This window comes from Nonomuraea sp. NPDC049480, from assembly GCF_044465905.1.
GTDB lineage: Bacteria > Actinomycetota > Actinomycetes > Streptosporangiales > Streptosporangiaceae > Nonomuraea.
On record NZ_JBITMD010000027.1, the window covers coordinates 1 to 20,712 of the forward strand.

17 protein-coding genes and 1 pseudogene are annotated in these 20,712 nt (G+C 68.2%); 7 read left to right on the forward strand and 11 right to left on the reverse strand.

The features are described from left to right. Window positions 1-1,517: 1,517 nt before the first annotated feature. Both radC and ACIBX3_RS48335 read right to left on the reverse strand, forming a co-directional pair. A complete protein-coding gene (radC, locus tag ACIBX3_RS48330) occupies window positions 1,518-2,174 on the reverse strand; it encodes a DNA repair protein RadC (RefSeq protein ID WP_397127464.1) in 657 nt (218 codons plus the stop codon). Window positions 2,175-2,617: 443 nt separating this feature from the next. Continuing rightward, window positions 2,618-3,331: a GntR family transcriptional regulator gene (locus ACIBX3_RS48335; protein ID WP_397127465.1), complete on the reverse strand. Its 714-nt coding sequence runs from the start codon at window positions 3,329-3,331 to the stop codon at window positions 2,618-2,620. Between the two features lie 472 nt (window positions 3,332-3,803). Between ACIBX3_RS48335 and ACIBX3_RS48340 the strand changes: the two genes are divergently transcribed. The 3 genes from ACIBX3_RS48340 (at window position 3,804) to ACIBX3_RS48350 (ending at window position 7,111) form a co-directional block, all read left to right on the forward strand. Further along, on the forward strand, window positions 3,804-4,247 hold the full coding sequence (locus ACIBX3_RS48340) for a GNAT family N-acetyltransferase (RefSeq protein ID WP_397127466.1): 444 nt from the start codon (window positions 3,804-3,806) through the stop codon (window positions 4,245-4,247). A 248-nt stretch (window positions 4,248-4,495) separates the two neighbouring features. After that, window positions 4,496-5,371 (forward strand): 4-hydroxy-tetrahydrodipicolinate synthase, encoded by an 876-nt coding sequence (dapA, locus tag ACIBX3_RS48345; protein ID WP_397127467.1) that lies wholly within the window; start codon window positions 4,496-4,498, stop codon window positions 5,369-5,371. A 54-nt stretch (window positions 5,372-5,425) separates the two neighbouring features. Further along, window positions 5,426-7,111, forward strand: a complete 1,686-nt coding sequence (locus tag ACIBX3_RS48350) for a ribonuclease J (RefSeq protein WP_397127468.1) — start codon at window positions 5,426-5,428, stop codon at window positions 7,109-7,111. A gap of 201 nt (window positions 7,112-7,312) precedes the next feature. Here ACIBX3_RS48350 and ACIBX3_RS48355 read toward each other — a convergent pair whose 3' ends face one another. Both ACIBX3_RS48355 and ACIBX3_RS48360 read right to left on the reverse strand, forming a co-directional pair. Next, complete coding sequence (locus ACIBX3_RS48355) at window positions 7,313-8,092, reverse strand: ABC transporter permease (RefSeq protein WP_397127469.1); 780 nt, start codon at window positions 8,090-8,092, stop codon at window positions 7,313-7,315. 62 nt (window positions 8,093-8,154) lie between these two features. Next, window positions 8,155-8,808 (reverse strand): annotated as a pseudogene (locus tag ACIBX3_RS48360) (ABC transporter ATP-binding protein); the annotation flags it as partial. A 111-nt stretch (window positions 8,809-8,919) separates the two neighbouring features. Between ACIBX3_RS48360 and ACIBX3_RS48365 the strand changes: the two are divergent. From ACIBX3_RS48365 to ACIBX3_RS48375, 3 genes are all read left to right on the forward strand, one after another. Continuing rightward, a complete protein-coding gene (locus ACIBX3_RS48365; RefSeq protein ID WP_397127470.1) occupies window positions 8,920-10,173 on the forward strand; it encodes a sensor histidine kinase in 1,254 nt (417 codons plus the stop codon). Further along, complete coding sequence (locus ACIBX3_RS48370) at window positions 10,170-10,811, forward strand: response regulator (protein ID WP_397127471.1); 642 nt, start codon at window positions 10,170-10,172, stop codon at window positions 10,809-10,811. Before ACIBX3_RS48365 ends, ACIBX3_RS48370 begins: the two co-directional genes overlap by 4 nt. Before the next feature lie 85 nt (window positions 10,812-10,896). After that, on the forward strand, window positions 10,897-11,394 hold the full coding sequence (locus ACIBX3_RS48375; RefSeq protein ID WP_397127473.1) for a DUF402 domain-containing protein: 498 nt from the start codon (window positions 10,897-10,899) through the stop codon (window positions 11,392-11,394). Between the two features lie 316 nt (window positions 11,395-11,710). Here the strand turns inward: ACIBX3_RS48375 and ACIBX3_RS48380 are convergent, their stop codons facing one another. Beyond that, a complete protein-coding gene (locus ACIBX3_RS48380; protein WP_397127474.1) occupies window positions 11,711-12,829 on the reverse strand; it encodes a hypothetical protein in 1,119 nt (372 codons plus the stop codon). Window positions 12,830-12,902: 73 nt separating this feature from the next. Continuing rightward, window positions 12,903-14,159: a glucarate dehydratase family protein gene (locus ACIBX3_RS48385; protein WP_397127475.1), complete on the reverse strand. Its 1,257-nt coding sequence runs from the start codon at window positions 14,157-14,159 to the stop codon at window positions 12,903-12,905. A gap of 105 nt (window positions 14,160-14,264) precedes the next feature. Between ACIBX3_RS48385 and ACIBX3_RS48390 the strand changes: the two genes are divergently transcribed. Beyond that, a complete protein-coding gene (locus ACIBX3_RS48390) occupies window positions 14,265-15,734 on the forward strand; it encodes an aldehyde dehydrogenase (NADP(+)) (protein WP_397127476.1) in 1,470 nt (489 codons plus the stop codon). Window positions 15,735-15,776: 42 nt separating this feature from the next. Here ACIBX3_RS48390 and ACIBX3_RS48395 read toward each other — a convergent pair whose 3' ends face one another. From ACIBX3_RS48395 to ACIBX3_RS48415, 5 genes are all read right to left on the reverse strand, one after another. Continuing rightward, entirely contained in the window at window positions 15,777-16,682 is a 906-nt protein-coding gene (locus ACIBX3_RS48395; protein ID WP_397127477.1) for a 5-dehydro-4-deoxyglucarate dehydratase, read from the reverse strand. Window positions 16,683-16,694: 12 nt separating this feature from the next. Further along, window positions 16,695-17,462: an IclR family transcriptional regulator gene (locus tag ACIBX3_RS48400; protein ID WP_397127478.1), complete on the reverse strand. Its 768-nt coding sequence runs from the start codon at window positions 17,460-17,462 to the stop codon at window positions 16,695-16,697. A gap of 67 nt (window positions 17,463-17,529) precedes the next feature. After that, entirely contained in the window at window positions 17,530-18,390 is an 861-nt protein-coding gene (locus tag ACIBX3_RS48405) for a carbohydrate ABC transporter permease (protein ID WP_397127479.1), read from the reverse strand. Continuing rightward, the gene (locus tag ACIBX3_RS48410) at window positions 18,387-19,316 is read right to left on the reverse strand and encodes a carbohydrate ABC transporter permease (protein WP_397127480.1); all 930 of its coding nucleotides are present in this window, start codon (window positions 19,314-19,316) and stop codon (window positions 18,387-18,389) included. Before ACIBX3_RS48410 ends, ACIBX3_RS48405 begins: the two co-directional genes overlap by 4 nt. Next, window positions 19,313-20,623, reverse strand: a complete 1,311-nt coding sequence (locus ACIBX3_RS48415; protein ID WP_397127481.1) for an extracellular solute-binding protein — start codon at window positions 20,621-20,623, stop codon at window positions 19,313-19,315. The genes ACIBX3_RS48410 and ACIBX3_RS48415 overlap by 4 nt, the downstream gene beginning before the upstream one ends. Window positions 20,624-20,712: the final 89 nt, after the last annotated feature.

The following is a 20,712-nucleotide window of genomic DNA, read 5'->3' on the forward strand; positions in this document are numbered from 1 at the left end:
TCTTGGGATGTCTTCACAAACTCCGAATGATCACGTGGTGGCCGTCTTCATGCCACCTCAACGCCCAAGATCGCGAAGTGTCACTGGAGTACTAGGCCCGTAAGGTTGCGATCCGCTGCCGCTCCAGCAGCGACAAGAACCGACTCGATCGAGCACTTTCGGCCAGCCGCGCCGGTGGCAGCCCGCCGTTCTCCGCCCGCCACCGGTATCCGGTCTTGCGCCCGATTCCGACGGCTCGACACGCCTCGACCGTCCCTACACCCGAGAGCACCAGCCGCCAGTACTCCGACTCCACATCCAGCCTGCGCTTGGGCCCTCGCCTCGCCATCAACACGCCCTCCATGATCAGGTGTGTTGCGACAAGCACTAGAACCCGAGCGTCCGCCTGGGGGTCAGTATTCACGCGTCGTCGACAGCAGTCTCGCTGTCGGTCTGGTGATCGTGTCATGGATGCGAAGCAACGAATCACCAGGGCGGCTTCCCTGCGGGACCCTCGAGTCTGCGCGAAGCGGATCCACGCTTGTGGCTCGTCCAGCATCTCCGACCCGAGCCATTCGTGCGAGGTCGATCCCTGCGCACCTTCGAGCATGCCCCTGGTCGCAGTCCGAGTGGTGCGCCCGACAACGATCAAGAGCATCCGCAGGCCGATCACCGTTGGTCCACCGAAGCCATGCGGTGCGCCGAGACGTTCACCTCGCGACTGTTCGTGTCGCTGACGCCGGCGCTCACGCGCTGGAAGCCCTTTGCGGCATGAGTTCGTGATGACAGCTCATGGTCGGGCTCTTCGTCGGAGGTGGTGATCTCGATTGTGGGGGGCGGCCATCGCCGGACCTTCGAGTAGCAACGATTCAAGGTCGAAGACGATTGGCGATGGCCGCCGGACCCAGTCTGACGCCCAGGGAGTGTTTGCCGCAGGAAAACCAGGTGGATGCCGCGACCTTTTTGCCGGCCACCCTAGGATCGCCCTGAAACGTGAACAAATCTGATTCACATTGATCTACCGGTCGGCATTGGAGCGATCCGCATAAATCTGAACAATCCGATCAAGGGTTCTGTTGAAGGAATGCAGTGCCATGACAGGGGTTATCGGTTCCCGCATCGCATGCTGGCGGGTGAATGGGGCGGTGGCGCGGGTGCGGGCTCGTCACGAGGTGCGGCAGCGGGTCCGGGTCCGGGCGCCGGCTATGGATGTGACGAATGCGGGCGCCCCTACCAAAACGCGTGAGCTGCTGTTCTTCACGCATTGTGCGCCTTTCGCGCAACCCCCGGCGGGGCGCCCTGGTCAAGAACCGACGACGCGACCGAAAACGCTCCGCCTGGGATCGGCGCGGAAGCGTGGAAGCGGTCCCGTGCCCACCAGGAGGCATGGGACCACACCACGACGAGTAATGGCCGACTGACGTCCGTATCGGCCTACCCGCGCCATTAGGCTCTCATGGTCATCGCTTGGAAAACCGCCGTTCGGCGCTATACATGGGATCATTCCGTTTGACGTTCGGTGGGTGGGAGGAATGGGTTTACACGGGGATTCGCCGCCACGCGGTATCCGTGATGATCAGATGGTCGAGAAGGCGCAATCCGACTGTTTCGGCGGCCTCGAGGAGGCGGATCGTGGCCTCCAAGTCGGCCGCGCTCGGGTCGAGGGAGCCGCTCGGGTGGTTGTGAGCGAGGCCGAACATCGCCCCGCCCGTGGTGAGCACCTCCGTGATCACCTCCCGGACCGGCATCGCCGTGTGATCGGCGCCGCCCTCGGTCACGACCGATCGTTTCAGCACACGGCCGCCGGTGTCGCACACGACCATGACGAGCCGCTCACGGGCACGGCCGCGCAGCAGTGGAGCGCAGTAGTCGGCCAGGTCCGTCGTGCTGGTGATGCGTTCGCGTTCGGGCCACGCCTCCGCGCGGCGGGCGAGGTGGAAGGCCGCGGCCACTCTCGCGGCCTTGGCGGGGCCGACGCCACGCACGGTGAGCAGTCGATGCGGATCGGAACGGCCCAGTCCCTCGAGATCACCGCAGTGCGCGATCACCTGGGCGGCCAGGTCCAGGGCACTCGAACCGCGGAATCCCGAGCCGAGGAGCACAGCCAGCAGCTCCCGGTCCGCCAGGGCGCTCGCGCCGCTGGACATGAGGCGTTCGCGGGGGCGGTCGTGCTTGGACAGATCCTTGAGTGGCATCGGCAACCTCCGGGACCGTTGTATCAATGGGCGCCGACAATCTCTGACCTGCGTGTTCGCCGGGATCGTCGCGTGCCTTGTGGGGTCGCACAGCCCGCGGAGGTCGTCCAGGTGGACAGGTGCGGCCTGCCGGCGGGAATGCCACGGCTGCCCATGGTGGACGTGGGGGCGAGCTGAGCCGACCCGGCCGGAGAATCTCTGTTGGGAGGGCAGTCCCGGCGCCGCTGAGCTGCGCGCGAGGCGATCCCGGCTCTTCCCCCGTCCCGGCCTGCGCCTGGGCGCGCGGCATGTCGTTCTTGACGACGCCGCGCTCGCGCGGCAGCAGCTGCTGAGGCGAGCCGAGCCAGGCCGGTGGGACGGCGTCCCGGTTTCGGCGTTCCGGTGGTGATCGGGTGGGTGAGAGGCTCCGGGCGGGAGGTGTTCGCCCGGAGCCTGCCGCCGTTTCAGACGGGCATGCTGTACGTGACGCTGAAACGGTCGCCCGGGATGACGATGTCGCTCGTTTCCACGGGGCGGTCGCCGGCCCAATGCGTACGCTCGACGTGCAGGACGTGGACGCCGGCGGCCAGGTCGAGCGCGTCGCTCTCGGCGGGGCGCGGCACGCGAGTGTGTACGCTCTCGACGATCTCGGTGATCTTTATGCCGTGTGCGTACATTCTCGCCACCAAGCTTCGGCGCTCCTCTGTATGGGAGGCGAACTCCATCGGCTCGTACGAGGTGGCGATCTGGAGCGGTCTGCCGTCGCCGCGGAAGACGTAGTGGGTCTTCGTGAGCGTGGTCGACTCTTTCAGGCGGAGCCGTCTGGCGACGTCGGGGCCGGCTTCGGTCGGCTCGCTGTGCCAGTCCCAGGTCACGCGGCGGCCCTGCGCCTGCAGGTCGGCAGCGAACGGGGCAGGGTGGTCGAGATAGCGCCATCGGTGTAGTGGCGTTAGGTCGGGGCGTTCTCTGACGTAATGGCCCGAACCGACACGACCGATGATGAGGCCTTCGCTCGCGAGCACCCGTAGCGCGTGGCGGGCGGCGGTCTCGCCGACCTGATACTTGCGGGTCAGCTGCGCTCTCGACGGAATGGGCGCGCCGGGGGCAAGGCTGCCGTCGGTGATCTGTCGCCGGATGTCTTCGACGACACGCAGGTAGACCGGATCTGAGGTGGCCACTAGTCCATCCCTGGGGGTTCGTGTGAGGCGTTGCCCTATGTTGCCGTATTCGACAGGTAACCGACCGTCATCGAAGCATGCTGGAGCCCCAACTTTGCCTTGGCGGAAAATTATCGGAGAAACCCTGTAACGCAGATGTAAGGCCTGGCGATTCTCCGGTAGAGGTCGTCGATGTGTGTACCCCCGAGCACATATCGGCGGCCTCTTCCCATGTCCGCCTGCCCCTGGTGCGGTTGCCTGGTGGGCCTCCTCGCGGGCGATGGCCGTCGGGCGTGCGGGTGCCCGTCTGATGGGGTGTGCCGGGGCAAGTGGTCGGTTCGTATCGTCGCGGAGTGGTCGTGTCGCGGAAGGTCGCCTTCTCCTAGGTTGTGGCGTCTGACCCTGCAGCGAGGCCCTCGTGGGACATGACCCCGTCTGTGTTGCCGAGAGGTTCCCAAGCGCTGCTGTCCGCCGCCCTTCTCAAGGAGATCGAGTGATCAGCATCGGCAAGCTCGTTGCGTCCGATCGGGTTGCGTGGGAAGGCCTGTTCCGCGCATACATCGACTTCTATGAGCGGAGTGAGCCGGACGAGATGTACGCCCGGGCGTGGGAGGAGTTTCAGTCGGGCACCCGGCTGCACGCGTTGGGGGCGAGGGTGGATGGGAGGCTCGTCGGGATCACGCATTTCCTCACCCATGGGAGCACGTCGGCGCCGGATGCCGATGTCTGCTACCTGCAGGATCTCTTTACGGCGCCGGATGTGCGCGGCGGAGGCGTGGGGCGGGCGCTGATCGAGGCCGTGGCCGGGTGGGCGCGGGAGCGCGGGTGCGTGCGCGTCTACTGGAACACCCACGAGTCGAACAGCACGGCCCGGCGGCTCTACGACAAAGTGGCCGAGAACCGGGGGTTCATCAGGTATCAGATCGAGCTGGCGTGATCGGCGCGTTCCGGTAAGACCTCTCGGCGGGCCGCTCGATCCTGGGGGCGTGGGAACGAGGCTGCTCCGGTGGATGCTGTTTGAAACGCCGCCGTTGGGGGATCGGCCTTTGAAATGCCCGTGAACAGGGGCAAAGAGTGCCTCCAGGCGGGCGAAGCGGGGTGGCGGCGTCCAATGGATTTCCGAATCCAGGTAGCGTTCGCACTATGGCATCGCCAACTGGAACCACGGACGCACCCTTCGGCCGCATGCTGACCGCCATGGTCACGCCGTTCAACCCCGACGGCGAAGTCGATTATGTGGCTGTGCGCCGTCTTGCCACCTATCTGGTGGATGAGCAGCGGAACGACGGCTTGATCGTCAACGGGACGACCGGTGAGTCGCCCACCACCTCTGACGAGGAGAAGCAGCGCATCGTCAGCGCCGTCCTCGACGCGGTCGGCGATCGTGCGACCGTGGTGGCGGGGGCGGGCACCAACGACACTCGCCATAGTGTCGAGCTCGCGAAGCAGGCAGCGCGTGCCGGAGCGCACGGACTGCTGGTGGTGACGCCGTACTACAACAAGCCTCCGCAGGAGGGGTTGTACCAGCACTTCACCGCCGTTGCCGACGCGACTGACCTTCCCGTGATGCTCTACGACATTCCGGGGCGCAGTGGCGTGCCGATTAAGACCGAGACCCTCATCCGGCTGGCGCAACACGAGCGCATCGTGGCCGTGAAGGACGCCAAGGGCGACCTGTTCGCCGGCAGCCAGGTGATGACGGCGACCGATCTCGCCTTCTACTCCGGCGACGACCTGCTCAATCTCGCCTGGCTCTCGCTCGGCGCGGCCGGGTTCGTCAGCGTCGTCGGACACGTCGTGGGCGCCGAGCTGGCGCGCATGATCCGCCTGCACAAGAACGGCGACACCGCCCAGGCCCTCGCGGTCCACAGCCAGGTGACGCCCGTAGTGGACGGGATCATGCTGCGCGCCGGTGGCGCGATCATGGCGAAGGCGGCACTGAGCATGGTCGGCGTACCGGTGGGTTCGGTACGGCTGCCGCTCGTGGACGCCACAGAGAAGGAGATCGCCGAGCTGCGTGCTTGCCTGGTAGCCGGCGGGGTGAAGTTGACAGACACATAGGAACGGGGAGGAACCGGGAGTTTTGAGCACACGATTTGACAGTGAGGGCCAGGCATGAGCCATCCGCATCCTGAGCTTGGCCCTCCGCCGACGCTGCCCGAGGGCGGCTTGCGTATCGTCGCGCTCGGTGGATTGGGGGAGATCGGCAGGAACATGGCCGTCTTCGAATACGACGGCCGCCTGCTGATCGTCGACTGCGGGGTCTTGTTCCCCGAGCCCGACCAGCCGGGCGTCGACCTCATCCTGCCCGACTTCGACTACATCAGGGACCGGCTCGACGACGTCGAGGCCGTGGTGCTGACACACGCCCACGAAGACCACATCGGGGCGGTGCCGTACCTGCTGCGCGAGCGGCGCGACATCCCGCTCATCGGATCCAAGCTCACGCTGGCCTTCATCGAGGCCAAGCTCACCGAGCACCGGATCCAGCCCGCCAAACTCGAGGTCGTCGAGGGCCAGCGGCACACCTTCGGGCCATTCGACTGCGAATTCCTCGCAGTCAACCACTCGATCCCCGACGCGCTCGCCGTGGCGATCAGGACACCCGCGGGCATCGTCCTGCACACCGGCGACTTCCGCATGGACCAGTTGCCGAGCGACGGCCGGCTCACCGACCTCGGCGGCTTCGCCAGGCTCGGCATCGAGGGCGTCGACCTGCTGATGTCCGACTCCACCAACGCCGAGGTGCCGGGGTTCGTCACCAGCGAGCGCGAGATCGGCCCGGTCATCGACGAGGTGGTCCGCACCTCCGAGCAGCGGGTCATCGTGGCCAGCTTCGCCTCGCACGTGCACCGCATCCAGCAGGTCATGGACGCCGCCGCCAAGCACGGCCGCAAGGTCGCCCTGGTCGGCCGTTCGATGGTGCGCAACATGGGCGTCGCCCGCGACCTGGGATATCTCAAGGTGCCGCCGGAGCTGATCGTCGACTCGCGCGACATCGAGGCATGGCCGCCGCAGGACGTGGTGCTGATCTGCACCGGATCCCAGGGCGAGCCGATGGCGGCGCTGTCCAGGATGGCCAACCGCGACCATCCGATCCGCATCGCCGAGGGCGACACCGTGCTGATGGCCTCCTCGCTGGTTCCGGGGAACGAGACCGCGGTCAACAAGGTGATCAACGGGCTGACCAGGTGGGGTGCCCGGGTGGTCCACAAGGGCAACGCCAAGGTGCATGTCTCCGGCCACGCGGCCGCGGGCGAGCTCCTCTATGTCCTGAACCTGACCCGTCCCTCGAACTTCATGCCCGTGCACGGCGAATGGCGGCACCTGCGGGCCCACGCCAAGCTCGCCGCCCTCACCGGCGTCCCCGAGGACCACATCGTGATCGCCGAGGACGGCGTCGTGGTGGACCTGGTCGACGGCAGGGCGAAGATCGTCGGCGCGGTGCACGCCGGGTACGTCTACGTCGACGGCACCTCCGTGGGTGAGATCACCGATACCTCGCTGAAGGACCGCAGGATCCTCGGTGATGAGGGATTCATCTCGGTCGTGGTGGTCGTCGACTCCAACACGGGCAAGCTCACCGCGGGGCCGGAGATCCACGCGCGTGGGTCCGGCATCGACCCCATGCAGTTCGAGCAGTTCATTCCGCAGATCGAACGGGCCCTCGAGGGCAAGGCCGCGGACGGGGTGCTGGACGTGCAGGAGATCCGCCGGGTGGTCCGGCGTACGGTGGGGCGCTGGGTGAGCGACACCTATCGCCGCCGACCGATGATCATCCCTGTGGTGCTCGAGGTCTGAGGCTCCTGGCTTCCCAGCGGTACGGCAGGCGTGTCCGTCTGCCGTACCAGTGGAAGGCTGTCCGCGCGGTGACGTCCGGCTGCCGGCCGTGGTTGGGATCGGCCTCCGGCGGGGCGGCGGGGAGACGGCCGGCTGCCGGGCCAAGCGTCGGCGGCCGCCTGTCGGCCAAGAGGCGAGGGCGACTGCGGCCAGAGGCGCATTTCAGGCATCCCTGCGGCGTAGCTGCCAGGTGGCGGCCAGCAGAGGGAGCGCCGCGTAGGCGACCAGGACCGCGGCGGCCGCCGCCGGCGACAGGAGCGAGCCGTACACCGATGAGGCGTTGCCGTCGCCGGTGATCTGGCGGGGGAGCGCTCCGATCATCATCGAGCCGAGGCGTTCGCTCCAAGGCTCGGGGATGTTACCTATGATCATCGGGACGACGTAGACGAGTCCGGCCAGGATCGTGATCGCGCCGGCGGTGGAGCGCAGGAGGGCGCCCAGGCCCAGGCCGAGCAGCGCGAAGGCAGGCACGGTGAGGCTCGTGGCGGTCAGGAGCGGAAGCTTGTCCAGGAGCGAGGTGGCATACGCGCCTGAGAAACGGTCGCCGAGCACCGATCGGGAGACGAGGTAGGTGCCGAAGACCGTTGCCGCTCCGACGATCGCGCCCAGTGTGCCCACGACCGCGGCCTTGGCGGCGAGCACGGGCCAGCGGCGGGGGACGATGGTCAGGCTCGTTCTGACCAAACCGGTCGCATATTCGGAGGTCATGGCCAGCGTGCCCAAAATGCCCATGCAGAGCTGGGGCACGATCACCAAGACTTCCTCCAGCTCCGAGATCCGGGCGCTCGGGCGCTTCTCCGGGGGAGCGCTGTCGTACATGCCGGCGGCCATCACGGCGAGCGCCAACCCCAGGAGGATGGCACCCAGGCTGAGGCTGAGGATCAGATAGGTCGATCGGACAGACCGCACCTTCAGCCACTCGGAGGACACGACCGCCTTCATCGGGCCACTCCATATTGGACGCTGCCGGCGGTCAGAGCCATGTAGGCGTCCTCGAGGGATGGATAGCGCGCGGTCAGCTCGGCGACGGTGGACTCGGCGATCAGCTTGCCGCGGCCGACGATGACGATGCGCTCGGCGGTGAGGGCCATCTCGTTCATCAAGTGACTGGAGAGCAAGATCGTGCGGCCCTCGGCGGCCAGGGAGCGCATGAGGCCGCGGATCCAGCGCACCCCGTCCGGGTCAAGGCCGTTGACGGGCTCGTCGAACATCAGCACGCCGGGGTCGCCGAGCAGCGCGGCGGCGATCCCCAGGCGTTGTTTCATGCCCAGGGAGAATCCGCCCACCCGTTTACGGGCCACGCCCGCCAGACCGACCTGCTCCAGCACCTCCGCCACTCGCGCGGGGCCGATGCCGTTGGTGAGGGCGAGGCAGAGCAGGTGGTTGAAGGCGCTGCGGCCGCCGTGGACGGCGCCGGCGTCCAGGAGGGCGCCGACCTCGTGCATCGGCCTGGTGAGGGAGGTGTAGCGGCGACCGTTGACCAGCGCCTGGCCCGAGGTCGGGGCGTCGAGGCCGAGGATCAGGCGCATCGTGGTGGACTTGCCGGCGCCGTTGGGGCCGAGGAAGCCGGTTACGTGACCGGGCTCTACCTTGAAGGACAGGTCATCCACGGCCAGCGTGTCGCCGTAGCGTTTGCTCAGACGTTCGAGTTGGATCACGCGTAAAGGATGCGGTGCGGTGCGGCGCCGGCGCGTCGGACCACGGTTCGAATCTCAAGGTCAGACCGTGGGTTGACGTGGCAGACGGCGGTAGCCGCTACGGTTCAACGCGTGGACGACACCCATCCCTTCTTCGCCAGACGGCTGAGCCGCGGCCAGCTGATCCTGCTCGATCTGGTGGCGGGGCTGGTCATCGCCTTCGTGTTCTTCACGTCGGCGGCCAACGCGACGGCGCTGCCACCCTGGATGAGGATCGTCCTCCCGCTCGCGCTGGGGTTCTCGCTGGCCGCGCGGAGGCTCTGGCCGCTGCCTGTTTTCTTCTTCACACTGGTGCTCGCGATCTTCGCTGCGATGGTCGGCGCCATCGCGCTTCCTTATCTCGCGCCCGCGTACGCGCTCTATGTGGTCGCGTTGTCCGACAAGGCCGGGAGCCTGCTGCCGGCGTCGGCCATAGCGACGTTGAGCCTGGTCACCCTCACAGGGCTGGCTATGGTCGGCGGGCCGCGCCAGGGTGCTCCGGACTGGGTCGTGAACCTCGACGAGCCGCTCCTGGGAATCGCGGCGTTGGGCGGCGCCTGGACGATCGGGCGGGCCGTGCAGGAGCGGAGGGTGTACGCGGCGCGTGAGGCCGAGCGGCTGGCGGCGCAGGCGGTGACGGACGAACGGTTACGCATTGCCCGCGAGCTGCATGACGTCGTCACCCACAGCGTTGGGCTCATCGCGGTCAAGGCCGGGGTGGCCAACCACGTGATGGGGACCAGGCCTGAGGAGGCGCACGATGCCCTGCGGGTCATCGAGACGGCTAGCCGGAGTGCGCTGGTTGAGATGCGGCATCTGCTCGGCGTACTGCGGTCGCCTGTAGTACCCGATCGCGTACCGGCGCCCGGGCTCGCCGGGCTGGAAGGCTTGGTGCGGCAGGCTCGGTCGGCGGGGGTGGAGGTGCGGTTCGAGATGCGCGTCGATGATCGGGAGAGCGCTGTAGACGAAGGAAGAGGTGAGGTGGTCACCCCCGCTCGGGGTTCGGCGGGTGTGTGGTCGCCTGGTGGAGGTTCGGGGGGAGCGCGGTTACCTGATGGGGTGGAGCTGGCGGTTTATCGCATCGTGCAGGAGGCGCTCACCAATGTCGTCAAGCATGCCGCGCCCACTCGGTGCCGGGTGTCCGTTGTCGCCGATGGGAGGGACGTGCGGATCGAGGTGATCGATGACGGGCCTGGGCGGCGTGCGTCGCCTGTGGAAGGGGGCGGGCATGGGCTGGTCGGGATGCGGGAGCGGGCCATGTTGTACGGCGGGTCGTTCGAGGCAGGGAGCCTTCCTCGGCGGGGGTTTCGGGTCTTCGCGCGTTTGCCCTATGGAGAGAGTTCGTGATCCGGGTGGTCGTCGCCGATGATCAGGCGTTGCTCCGGGGAAGTTTCCGGGTGCTGGTCGACTCCGAGCCCGATCTGAGCGTGGTGGGTGAGGCTGCCACCGGGGCGGAGGCCGTGGCCGTCGCGCTGGAGGTACGGCCTGATGTGGTGCTCATGGATGTCCGGATGCCCGAAATGGATGGGATCGAGGCTACTCGGCGGCTACGGGATGTGTCTCGGGTTCTCGTCGTGACCATGTTCGACCTGGATGCGTACGTCTACGACGCGCTGCGGGCCGGGGCCAGCGGGTTCTTGCTCAAGGACACGCCGCCTGCCGACTTGCTGGCGGCCATCCGGGTGGTCGCGGGCGGGGAGGCGTTGCTGGCGCCTACGGTCACGCGCAGGTTGATCGAGCAGTTCACGCGTACGCCCGCTGTGCCACGGGTCAAGGGGCTGGACGGGGTGACCGAGCGGGAGCGTGAGGTGCTGATGTTGATCGCGCGAGGGTTGTCGAACCACGAGATAGCCGATCATCTTCAGGTCAGCCTGGCGACCGTGAAGACGCATATCACCCGGTTGCTGGCGAAGCTGGAGGCTCGGGATCGGGCGCAGCTCGTCATTGCCGCGTATGAGAGCGGGCTGGTTTCCGCCGCGGGCTGATGCGGCCAGGGCATTGGCTCGCGGCTGGTGCTCTCGGGGTCGGTCGAGGGCTTGCGGGGCGGCTGGTGTGGATAAGTTGCCTTGTGTGAGTGATGTGCGGATCGTGTATCGGAAATACGGTGGGGCGCTGCACTGGAATCATCCGGGGCGGGTGCTTGGGGAGGACGAGCACGGCGTCTGGACGGGAGTGCCTGGCGGGACGGTGGCTCGGAGAGGCGATGAGCCGCCTGTCACCTGGGAGACGGCCGCGATCATGCTGTTTCCGAGGGATGCGTGGTGGACGGCGTCGTTCAACACACCGCCGCGTCGGAGTGAGGTCTACGTCGACGTCACCACCGTTCCGGTGTGGAGCGAGGGCGAGGTGACCATGCTGGATCTCGATCTTGACGTGATACGGATGCGGGACGGGCGGCTCATCCTCGACGACGTGGACGAGTTCGCCGAGCATCAGGTCAAGCTGGGTTACCCGCCTGAGTTGATCGCGCAGGCGGAAGAGACTGCTCGGTGGCTGCTCGACGCGGTCGGGGAGAGAAAGGGGCCGTTCGGGGGTGCGCATCTGGAATGGCTCGCCATGGTGGGCTAGTCATGTTCGAAGAGCGGCTTGCCGCTGGACATGGTGCCGGCGGCATCGCGAGCGTGGTGGAGACGATCACGGGGAGAGCAGGGTGTCTGAGGTCTGAGCGGCACGACTCGAGCGTGACGGTCGCCGGCCCGCGGCGGAGGGGCACCTCGATCGCTGGTGGTGAAGACGACCTGGGAGTGGTGCGACCGTCCCCCGGCGGCCCGGGATTCCATCCCGTATCCCCCCGTGGCCCGGGATTCCATCCCGTGGTCCTCCGGTGGCCCGGGATGGAATGAGTCCTGCGGATGTGCGTGCCGCGGTCCCATCACCTCGCCGCTCAGGTGGATCGGCGGAGGGCCTCCGTGAGGGCGGTCAGGCGTTCCCGGGAGGCCAGGCCCGCGTGGTACAGGTGGAACTCCGTCGCCCCCGCCTTGGCGTACGTCCTGAGGTGGTCGGCCAGGACGGCGGCGTCCGCGGGGCGGGGTGGGAGGGCGAGGACGTAGGCGCCCACGCGCTGGTCAGGAGTGGCGAGCTCCGTCAGGCGGGTCAGGCGGGCGGCGTCCGTGGCGGGGTCACCCCAGCAGTTGGCCACCAGCACGTCCGCGCCCGGCTCGCCCGAGGGCAACGGGGCGAAGGCCCCGGCCGCCCAGGGGTCGGGGTTGGCGTGCAGGGTGATGGGGACGTCGGGGGCCGTCGTCCGGGCGACGGTGATGAGGCGTTCGCGGAGCGAGGTGGACAGGGCGACGCGGATCGTACGGATCTCGTCGGCGAGCGGACCGAGGGCGTCCTCGACGGTTCCCCGGGTGGGGGCGCCGTCCACGGCCGCGCGCACCACGTCCCCGGTGGACGCCGGGTAGCGGGGGGCGCAGGCCGCGCAGAAGCACAGGGACAGCAGGTCGGCGTCCGCCGGAGTCCAGTCCGCGCCGGAGGTCTTCTCGTGGACGCTCTGGTGCCCGAACCCCAAGGGCCCGCAGGCCTCCAGGATCAGGGCGTCCGGCTCCCCGACGGTGAGGATCTCCTGGACGAGGCGTTCGCAGTACTCGACGACGTCCTCGTGGGCCGGGCACAACGCGTACGGGTACGCGTCGCCGAAGGCGTTGCGCACGGCGAGGCCGGGGTTGGCGGAGCCCAGGTGGGAGTTGTGGGTCAGGACCGTCCAGGCGTGCACCCGCAGGCCGGCCGCCCGCAACGCGTCCCTCGCCTGGAGGTAGGCGTCCGGAGACGTCCACGTCGGCGCGGCGGGGACCAGCCGGGCCCATGAGGAGGGCCGGATGGGGAGGTAGAAGGCCGGATACGGTACGTCCAGGACGCGGTGGGAGGGATGGTACGGCGTGGCGGCGCGGGTCGAGTGGTAGCTGGCGGCCAGCGCGACCGCGTCCACGCCCAGCGAGGCTATCCGCTCCGGCGCGGAGGGGTCACCGACCACGTCCCATGGGTAGACGTAGGCGACGTTCATCGGAGCGGCCTCCCGGAGGCGTTTGTGGTGGTCGACTGGATGCCTCTTCTGGTGAAGGGGCCGGCGTACATGGTCACCAGCGCGGCCTCCCCGCCGTGAAGCCGGGCTCGAAGCGCTGCATGTACGTCGTGTCGTCCCGCGCGACGATCCCGCACTTCTCGTACTGCTCGTTCATGCGGGCCAGCGCGTCCCGGTCCAGCTCGACCCCGAGGCCGGGCCCGGAGGGGACGGGGACGGCGCCGTCGACGAAGCGCAGGCTGCCGGGCGCGACCACGTCCTGGCCGTCCTGCCACGGCGTGTGGGTGTCGCAGGCGAAGGTGAGGTTGGGGGTGGCGGCGGCGAGGTGGGTCATGGCGGCCAGGCTGATGCCGAGGTGGGAGTTGGAGTGCATGGACAGCGACAGGCCGAACGTGCCGCACAGGGTGGCGATGTGCGAGGAGCGGACGAGGCCGCCCCAATAGTGGTGGTCCAGGAGGAGCACGTCGATCGCGCGGGAGGCGATGGCGGGCGGCAGGTGTTCGGGGGTGACCACGCACATGTTCGTGGCGAGCGGCATGGGGACCGCGGCCGCCACCTCCGACATTCCGGAAATTTCCGGTGTGGGGTCCTCCAAATACTGAAGCGTGCCTTCCAGCTCCCGGCCGACGCGGATGGAGGTCTCGACGGTCCAGGCGGCGTTCGGGTCGAGGCGCAGCGGCACCCCGGGGAACGCCTCGTGCAGGGCCTTGGTGGCGGCGATCTCCTGGTCGGGTGGGAACACGCCGCCCTTGAGCTTGATCGACTTGAAGCCGTACTCCTCGATCAGGAGCGCGGCCTGCTCGACGACGCCCGCCTCGTCCAGCGCCGCGCCGAACCGGTCCGGTTCCTCGCCGGGGTGGCCGGCCCACTTGTAGAAGAGGTACGCGCTGTAGTCGACGGCGTCCCTGACCCGGCCGCCGAGGAGGTCGACGACGGGCACGCCGGCCGCCTTGCCCCGGATGTCCAGGCAGGCCACCTCGAAGGCGGCGAAGACACGGTCGACGCTCTTCTCCTTGGTGGCGACGCCGGTCAGGCCGTGCAGGTCGCTCACCGCGTCGCCGACGATCGCGTTGATCCGCGCGTACATCGTGTTCATGGCGTGCACGTCGAGTCCGATCAGGGCCTGCGCGCACTCGCGCACCTTGCCGAGGTGCTCGAGATCGCCGTACGTCTCGCCCAACCCGGTCAGGCCCTCGTCCGTGACGACCTCGACAATGGTACGGAGAGCCCATGGCTCATGGACTCCGGCGGCGTTCAGGAGAGGTGGATCGCGGAAGGCCACAGGTGTTACGCGGATCTCCCTGATGATCATATCGACCGCCGTCCATATATGTGAACAATAGCCAGATTTGTGGACAAGTTGCCAAAACTGTAAGAATCAGGCTGAAGAAGTGTCAAGACTCCGAAGGGCCATTCGATGATCTACGGACACGACCCCAGGACCGGCGCGACGGTGGGCGCCGCCCTGCCAGAGACCGACAGCGCCGGGGTCGACTTGATCGTTTCCGCTGCCGCGGCGGCCGGCACGGCCTGGCGGTCCACTCCGGCGGCCGAGCGGGCGCTCGCTCTCGAGACGGTGGCCGACGCCCTCGCCGCGCACGTGGACGAGCTGTGGCAGATCGCCGACCAGGAGACCGCGCTCGGCGAGGTGCGCCTGCGCGGTGAGGTGGCGCGCTCGGCCGGGCAGCTCAGGCTCTTCGCCCAGGTGATCAGGGACGGTGGCTATCTGGAGGCCATCATCGATCACGCCGACCCCTCCCTCACGCCGCCGCGGCCGGACGTGCGGCGCATGAAGCACCCGCTGCCCGGCGTGGTCGCCGTGTTCGCGGCGAGCAACTTCCCGTTCGCGTTCTCCGTGGCCGGGGGCGACACCGCCTCCGCGCTGGCGGCCGGCTGCCCGGTTGTCGTCAAGGCGCATCCCGGGCATCCGAACACCTCGGAGCGGGTGGCGAAGATCGTCCGGGATGCCCTGCCGTACCCCGACCTGCTGGGCCTCGTCCAGGGTATGCAGGCGGGCGTCGACCTGGTGCAGCACCCCGCCGTGGTCGCCGCCGGGTTCACCGGGTCCGTGGCAGGCGGCAAGGCGATCCAGAAGCTGATCGACGAGCGGGAGGTGCCGATCCCGTTCTTCGGCGAGCTGGGCAGCGTCAACCCCGTGGTCGTGCTGCCCTCCGCTCCGGCGGAGGGCGTGGCCGCCGGGTTCGCGGCGTCGCTGACGCTGGGGGTCGGGCAGTTCTGTACGAATCCCGGCCTCATGTTCGCGCCCGAGAGCGATGAGCTGCGCAAGGCCATCGTGGCTGCCGTCGAGGGGACCAGCGGAGGCCCCATGCTGGCCGAGCGGATCAGAGAGGGATATCTCGGGGGCGTCGAGCGGCTCGGCGAGCTGCAGCTGCTGGCCGAGGGCAAGCCGGGCGAGGGCACCTGGGCGGTCACGCCGAAGGTCTTCACCACGGACCTGGAGACGTTCGCCGAGAAGCTGCCGCACATCGGCGAGGAGTGCTTCGGTCCCGCGTCGATCGTGGTGACATATCGCGAAATTTCCGACCTGCGTCCCGTGCTCGACCGGCTCGATGGCTCGCTGACCGCCACCGTCCACGCCACCGACCCCGACGAGGCCGACGAGATCGTCGACGTGCTCGGCAGGAAGGCCGGGCGGCTGATCTGGAACGGCTGGCCCACCGGCGTGGCCGTGTGCTGGGCGATGCACCACGGCGGCCCCTGGCCGTCCGCCACCACGACGTCCACCTCGGTCGGTGCCACGGCCATCGAGCGGTGGCTGGCGCCGACGGCGTACCAGGACTGGCCCGAGGCGCTGCTGCCGGACGAGCTCAAGGACGACAACCCGCTCTCCGTTCCGCGCCGGGTGGACGGAACCTCCGTGAAGTGACGATGCGGCCGGAGGCGGCGGCGCCGCCTCCGGCCCCGCGGGTCACGCCCCGGCGATCTCCAGGCCGGTGGCGATGATCTGCTCCAGCGACGCCACGTGCTCGGGCGCCGGATCGACCAGCGGCGCCCGCACACCGCCCACGTCCAGCCCGCGCAGCCGCACCCCGGCCTTGACCAGGGAGACCGCGTAGCCGGGCACGAGGTCGCGCAGCTCCACGAGCGGCAGGTAGAACTCGGTCAGCAGCCGCTGCGTGAGCACCTCGTCCCCGCCCGTCATCGCCTTGTGGAAGGCCAGCGCGATCTCGGGCGCGAACGCGAACACCGCGCTCGAATACAGGTTCACCCCGAGCCCCCGGTACGCGGGCATGGTGAACTCGGCGGTCGGCAGCCCGTTGAAGAACGTGAACTCCTTGCCGGTCGACCGCCGCACGGTCAGGATGATCCGCTGCAGCAGGTCGAAGTCCCCGAGCCCGTCCTTGAAGCCCACCACGTTCGGCAGCTGGGCCAGCTCGGCGACGGCGGCGGGCGTGAAGCGCGCCGTCCCCCGCTGGTAGACGATGATCGGCAGCGCGACGGCCTCGGCCACCTCACGTACGTACCGCATCAGGCCGGAGGGCGGGCCGGTGACCAGGTAGGGAGGCATCAGCAGCAGGCCGTCGGCGCCCTGCGCGGCCGCCGCGCGGGCGATCGCCTTGGCGGCGGGCAGCGTGCCGCCGGCTCCCGCGAAGACGGGCACGCGCCGTTCGGTGGCGGCGACCGCGGTGGCCACGGCCCTGGTGTATTCGTCGAGATCGAGGGCGTTGAACTCACCGGTGCCGCACGCGGTGAACACTCCTCCCGCCCCAGCCGCGACCCCGTCGGCGACGTGCCGGGCGAGCACCGGCTCGTCGAGCTCGCCATCGGCCCCGAACGGGGTCACCGGAAAGAAGAGAACACCATCTAGCCGCATCAACAATCCTTTCTAGCGGATGCCCTCCCTGCGCAGAGTGGCAGCCAGCTTGCGGGTGTGTTTGATCACCGCTTCGGTGATCCTCTCGACGGCGGCGGGCGCGAGGCCCGCGGGCATGGAGCAGCTGATCGCGTCCGTGGCCGGGATCCGGTAGTCGACCGTCACGGCCACGCAGGCCACGCCGGGCGTGCCCTGCTCGCGCTCGCAGGCCCAGCCCCGGGTGCGGACTTGGTCGAGCTCGCCGGTGAGCTTGGTCAGGTCGGTGATCGAGTGCTCGGTGAGGCCGACCAGAGGTTCGGGCAGGATGGCGACGACCTCGTCGTCGGTGAGCTGGGCGAGCAGCGCCTGGCCGAGCGCGGTCACGTGGGCGGGCAGCCTCCTGCCGACCCTGGGGATCACGTGCGCGGCCTCCCGCGACTCCCTGGTCGCCAGGTAGAGCACGTGTCCGCCGTCCCTGCGGGCGAAGTGCACGGTCTGCCCGATCTCGTCCCGCAGGTCCTCCAGCGTCTCCTGCGCGAAGGGCAGCGCCGGGTCCTTGTCCAGGTACGCGGTGCCGGTCAGGAGCGCGTGCGGCCCGATTCCGAACGCCGACCTGCCCGAGTCGGTCTCGACCCAGTTGAGCTCGACCAGCGTCCGCATGAGGGCGTGCAGGCTGCTGCGCGGGAACCCGGTGCGCTGCTGGAGCTCCGACAGTGTCAGGCTGTTGTGCGACTCGGCCAGGGCTTCGAGGATGCGTACCGTCCGCTCGGCGGACTTGACCAGCTGGGGCTCCATACTCATCCCATCTCGTCTCCTGCGGCTCTCTATCACATCCAGCATATGGGATAGCGTCCAGATACATGGACATCTAGCCCTTGACCGCGCCGCTGGTGAGGCCGCGCATGAACTGGCGTTGGAAGGCCAGGAACGCGATGATCGACGGCAGCAGCGCCAGCAGCGACGCGGCGAGCAGCACGCCGATCCCGACCTCCTCGTCGGAGCGGAGCGAGCGCAGCGCGATGGGCAGCGTCCACATGTCCGACTGGGGCGCGACGATCAGCGGGAGCAGGTACTGGTCCCAGATCATCGTGAACCCGAAGACGCCGATCACGCCGAGCGCGGGCCGGCACAGCGGCACGATGATCGTGGCGAAGATCCGCAGCTCGCCCGCGCCGTCGATGCGCGCGGCCTCCTCCAGCTCGACCGGCACCTCCTTCATGAACTCGGTCATGACCAGGATCGAGAAGCCCCATGCGCCGACCGGGAGGATCATCCCGGCGTACGTGCCGATGAGGTTGAGGTGCAGCACCGGCAGGTCGGCCAGGACGAGCGAGAGGGGAATCGCGATGATCTCCTCGGGGAGCATCATCGTGGTGAGCATGAGCAGCATCACGACCGTCATGCCGCGGAACTTCTTGCGGGCCAGCGAGTACGCCGCGAAGACGCTCACCAGCATCTGCAGCAGCAGCCCGAAGCCCACGACGATGAACGAGTTGAGCAGGTAGAGATAGACGTTCTTGTCCTTGGCCTGGATGAAGTTCTCCAGCGTGAACTCGTCCGGCCACAGGGAGAACGACGTCGGGTCGAGGGTCTTGCTGAACGCGCTCATCAGCAGCCCGACCAGCGGCCCGGTGAAGACGACCACCATGAGGCCGTAGACGATGACTTTCCCGGCGACGGCCAGAGGACCCTTGCGCGACTCCAGCCCCAGAGCGCTGTCGAACCTCATGCGGCCTGCCTCCTGCGCATCAGCTGCACGACCAGAGTGAGCACGAGCGTGGCCAGGAAGAGCACGATCCCGCCCGCCGAGGCGACGCCCAGCTCGTTCTTCTGGAATCCGAGCTTGTAGATCAACGTCATCAGCACCTCGGACGAGCCGTTCGGCCCGCCGTTGGTGAGCACGTACACCTCGACGAACACGCGCAGCCCGCGGATGGCGGCCAGCGTGAACAGGATCCAGAACACCGGCCGCAGCGCCGGCAGCGTGATGTGCCGCAGCCGGTGCCACGTGGAGGCCCCGTCCACGGCCGCCGCCTCGTAGAGCGTGCGGTCCACGCCCACCAGCCCGGCCAGGAAGATCATCATGTCGTACGGGGTGCCGCGCCAGATGCTCATCAGCATGATCGACCCCAGCGAGGAATTCTCGCTGGCCAGCCAGGGCTGCGGGTCGATGCCGACCCAGCCGATGATGACGTTGAGCATCCCGCTGTCGGCCGGGTGGAACATGATCCGCCACACCTCGGCGACGGCCGCCATGGTGGTGACGACGGGCAGGAAGGCCGCCGTCCTGATGAACCACAGATACCGGGCGGGACCCTCGATGAGCAGCGCGAACCCGAGCCCCAGCACGAGCGAGCCGACCGTGGTGCCGAGCGCCAGCACGACGCTGTGCCAGATCGCCGCCGCGAACTCGTCGTCAGAGATGATCGTCTGGTAGTTCTGCGCCCCGACCCATTCGTCGCCCAGGAACGTCTGGACCTTGAAGAAGCTCTTCCACAGGCCGACGAACATCGGGATGAACTTGAAGTACAGGAACAGCAGCAGCGCGGGCGCCAGGAAGAGCCAGGCGATCAGCGGCCCCCGCCACCGCACCGACTTGGTGCGGCGGTGAGGGGACGCCGTCCGGCGCTTCGCCGGCGTGAGTGTGGACGTCATGACGCTTTCTGGCTCTGCAGTTCCTGGGTGAGCTTGGTGTTCAAGCCGTCCATCGCCGTCTTGACGTCGGCGGTGCAGTCGGCCCAGACGGCGTTGATGGCGTCGGCGGACGTCTGCCGGATCGGTGCCCAGTTCGGCACCGGCGGGGCGTAGACGGCGAAGTCGTACGACTCCTGGAACACCTTCCAGCGCGGGTCCTGCCGCTCGGCGCTCATGTCCACGGTGGTGTTGACCGGCAGGCGGACGATGGCGCCGTTGGCGTCCTTGTTCATGCCGACCCTCTGGCCCTCGGGGGAGATCGCGAATTCGGCGAACTTCTTCTGGGCGTCCTGCATCTTGGAGCCGGCCATCAGGTAGACGTTCTCACCCTCGCCGAGGGTGCCAGGGCCGCCGGACGGGCCCTTCGGGACGGGCAGGACCTCGATCTTGTCGGTGCCGACGCTCTTGACGAATCTGGCGAGCACGTACGGGCCGACCAGGTAGATGCCGCCCTGGCCCTTCTCGAACACCTCGTGTGTGACGGTCGTGTCGTTGCTGACCGCGCCGGGGTTGACGGTCTTGGTCTTGCAGAACTCGTCCTGCAGGTACTGGACGGCCTCCACGAACTTGGGGTCATTGGCGGTGGCGGCGTACTTGCCGGAGCCGGTCGCCTTGACGAAGTCGCCGCCGTTGGCGTAGATCAACGAGGAGGCGTACCAGGAGGCGTAACCGCGCTTGGTGCCGGCCGGGATGACGAACCCGGCGGTGTCCTTCTGGCCGTTGCCGTCGGGGTCCTTCTCGGTGAACGCCGTGGCCAGCTTGGTGAGGTCCTCCCAGGTCTGCGGCGGCTCCATGCCGACCTTCTCGCGCCAGTCCTTGCGGACGATCAGCGCGAACGCCTGGGCGGAGAACGGGGCGGCGTAGACCTTGCCATCGCTGCCGGTGGCGGCGGACCAGGCCCGGTCGGACAGTTTGTCGCCGCCGGCCAGGGAGGCCTTGTCCACCGGCTGGAGCCAGCCCTGCGACTGCATGTTGCCGAGCTGGGCTGTGTCGTTGATGACGATGTCGGGAAGATCCTTCTGCGCGGCCTGCTGGTTCAGCTTGGTTTCGAAGTCGTCGAAGAGCGCGACGACTTTCGACTTGATCCCGCTGGCCTTGGTAAACGCGTCGGCGAGCTTCTGCGCCGTCTTGGCGGAGTCGGAATCGGGCGCCTGCCTGATCCAGATCTCCAATGCGTTGTCGGTAGTTGATGATCCCCCGGAACCGCAGCCTGTCAGCGTTACGGCCAGGGACGCGATGATCGCGGCCCCGAGCAGACGACGTGACATCGGACCGCCTCCCGTTCACATACGTGGACATGAGTCGAAATGTTGAACTCGTGGGTGTGAACGTAACTAGAGACATAGCGCACGGTCAA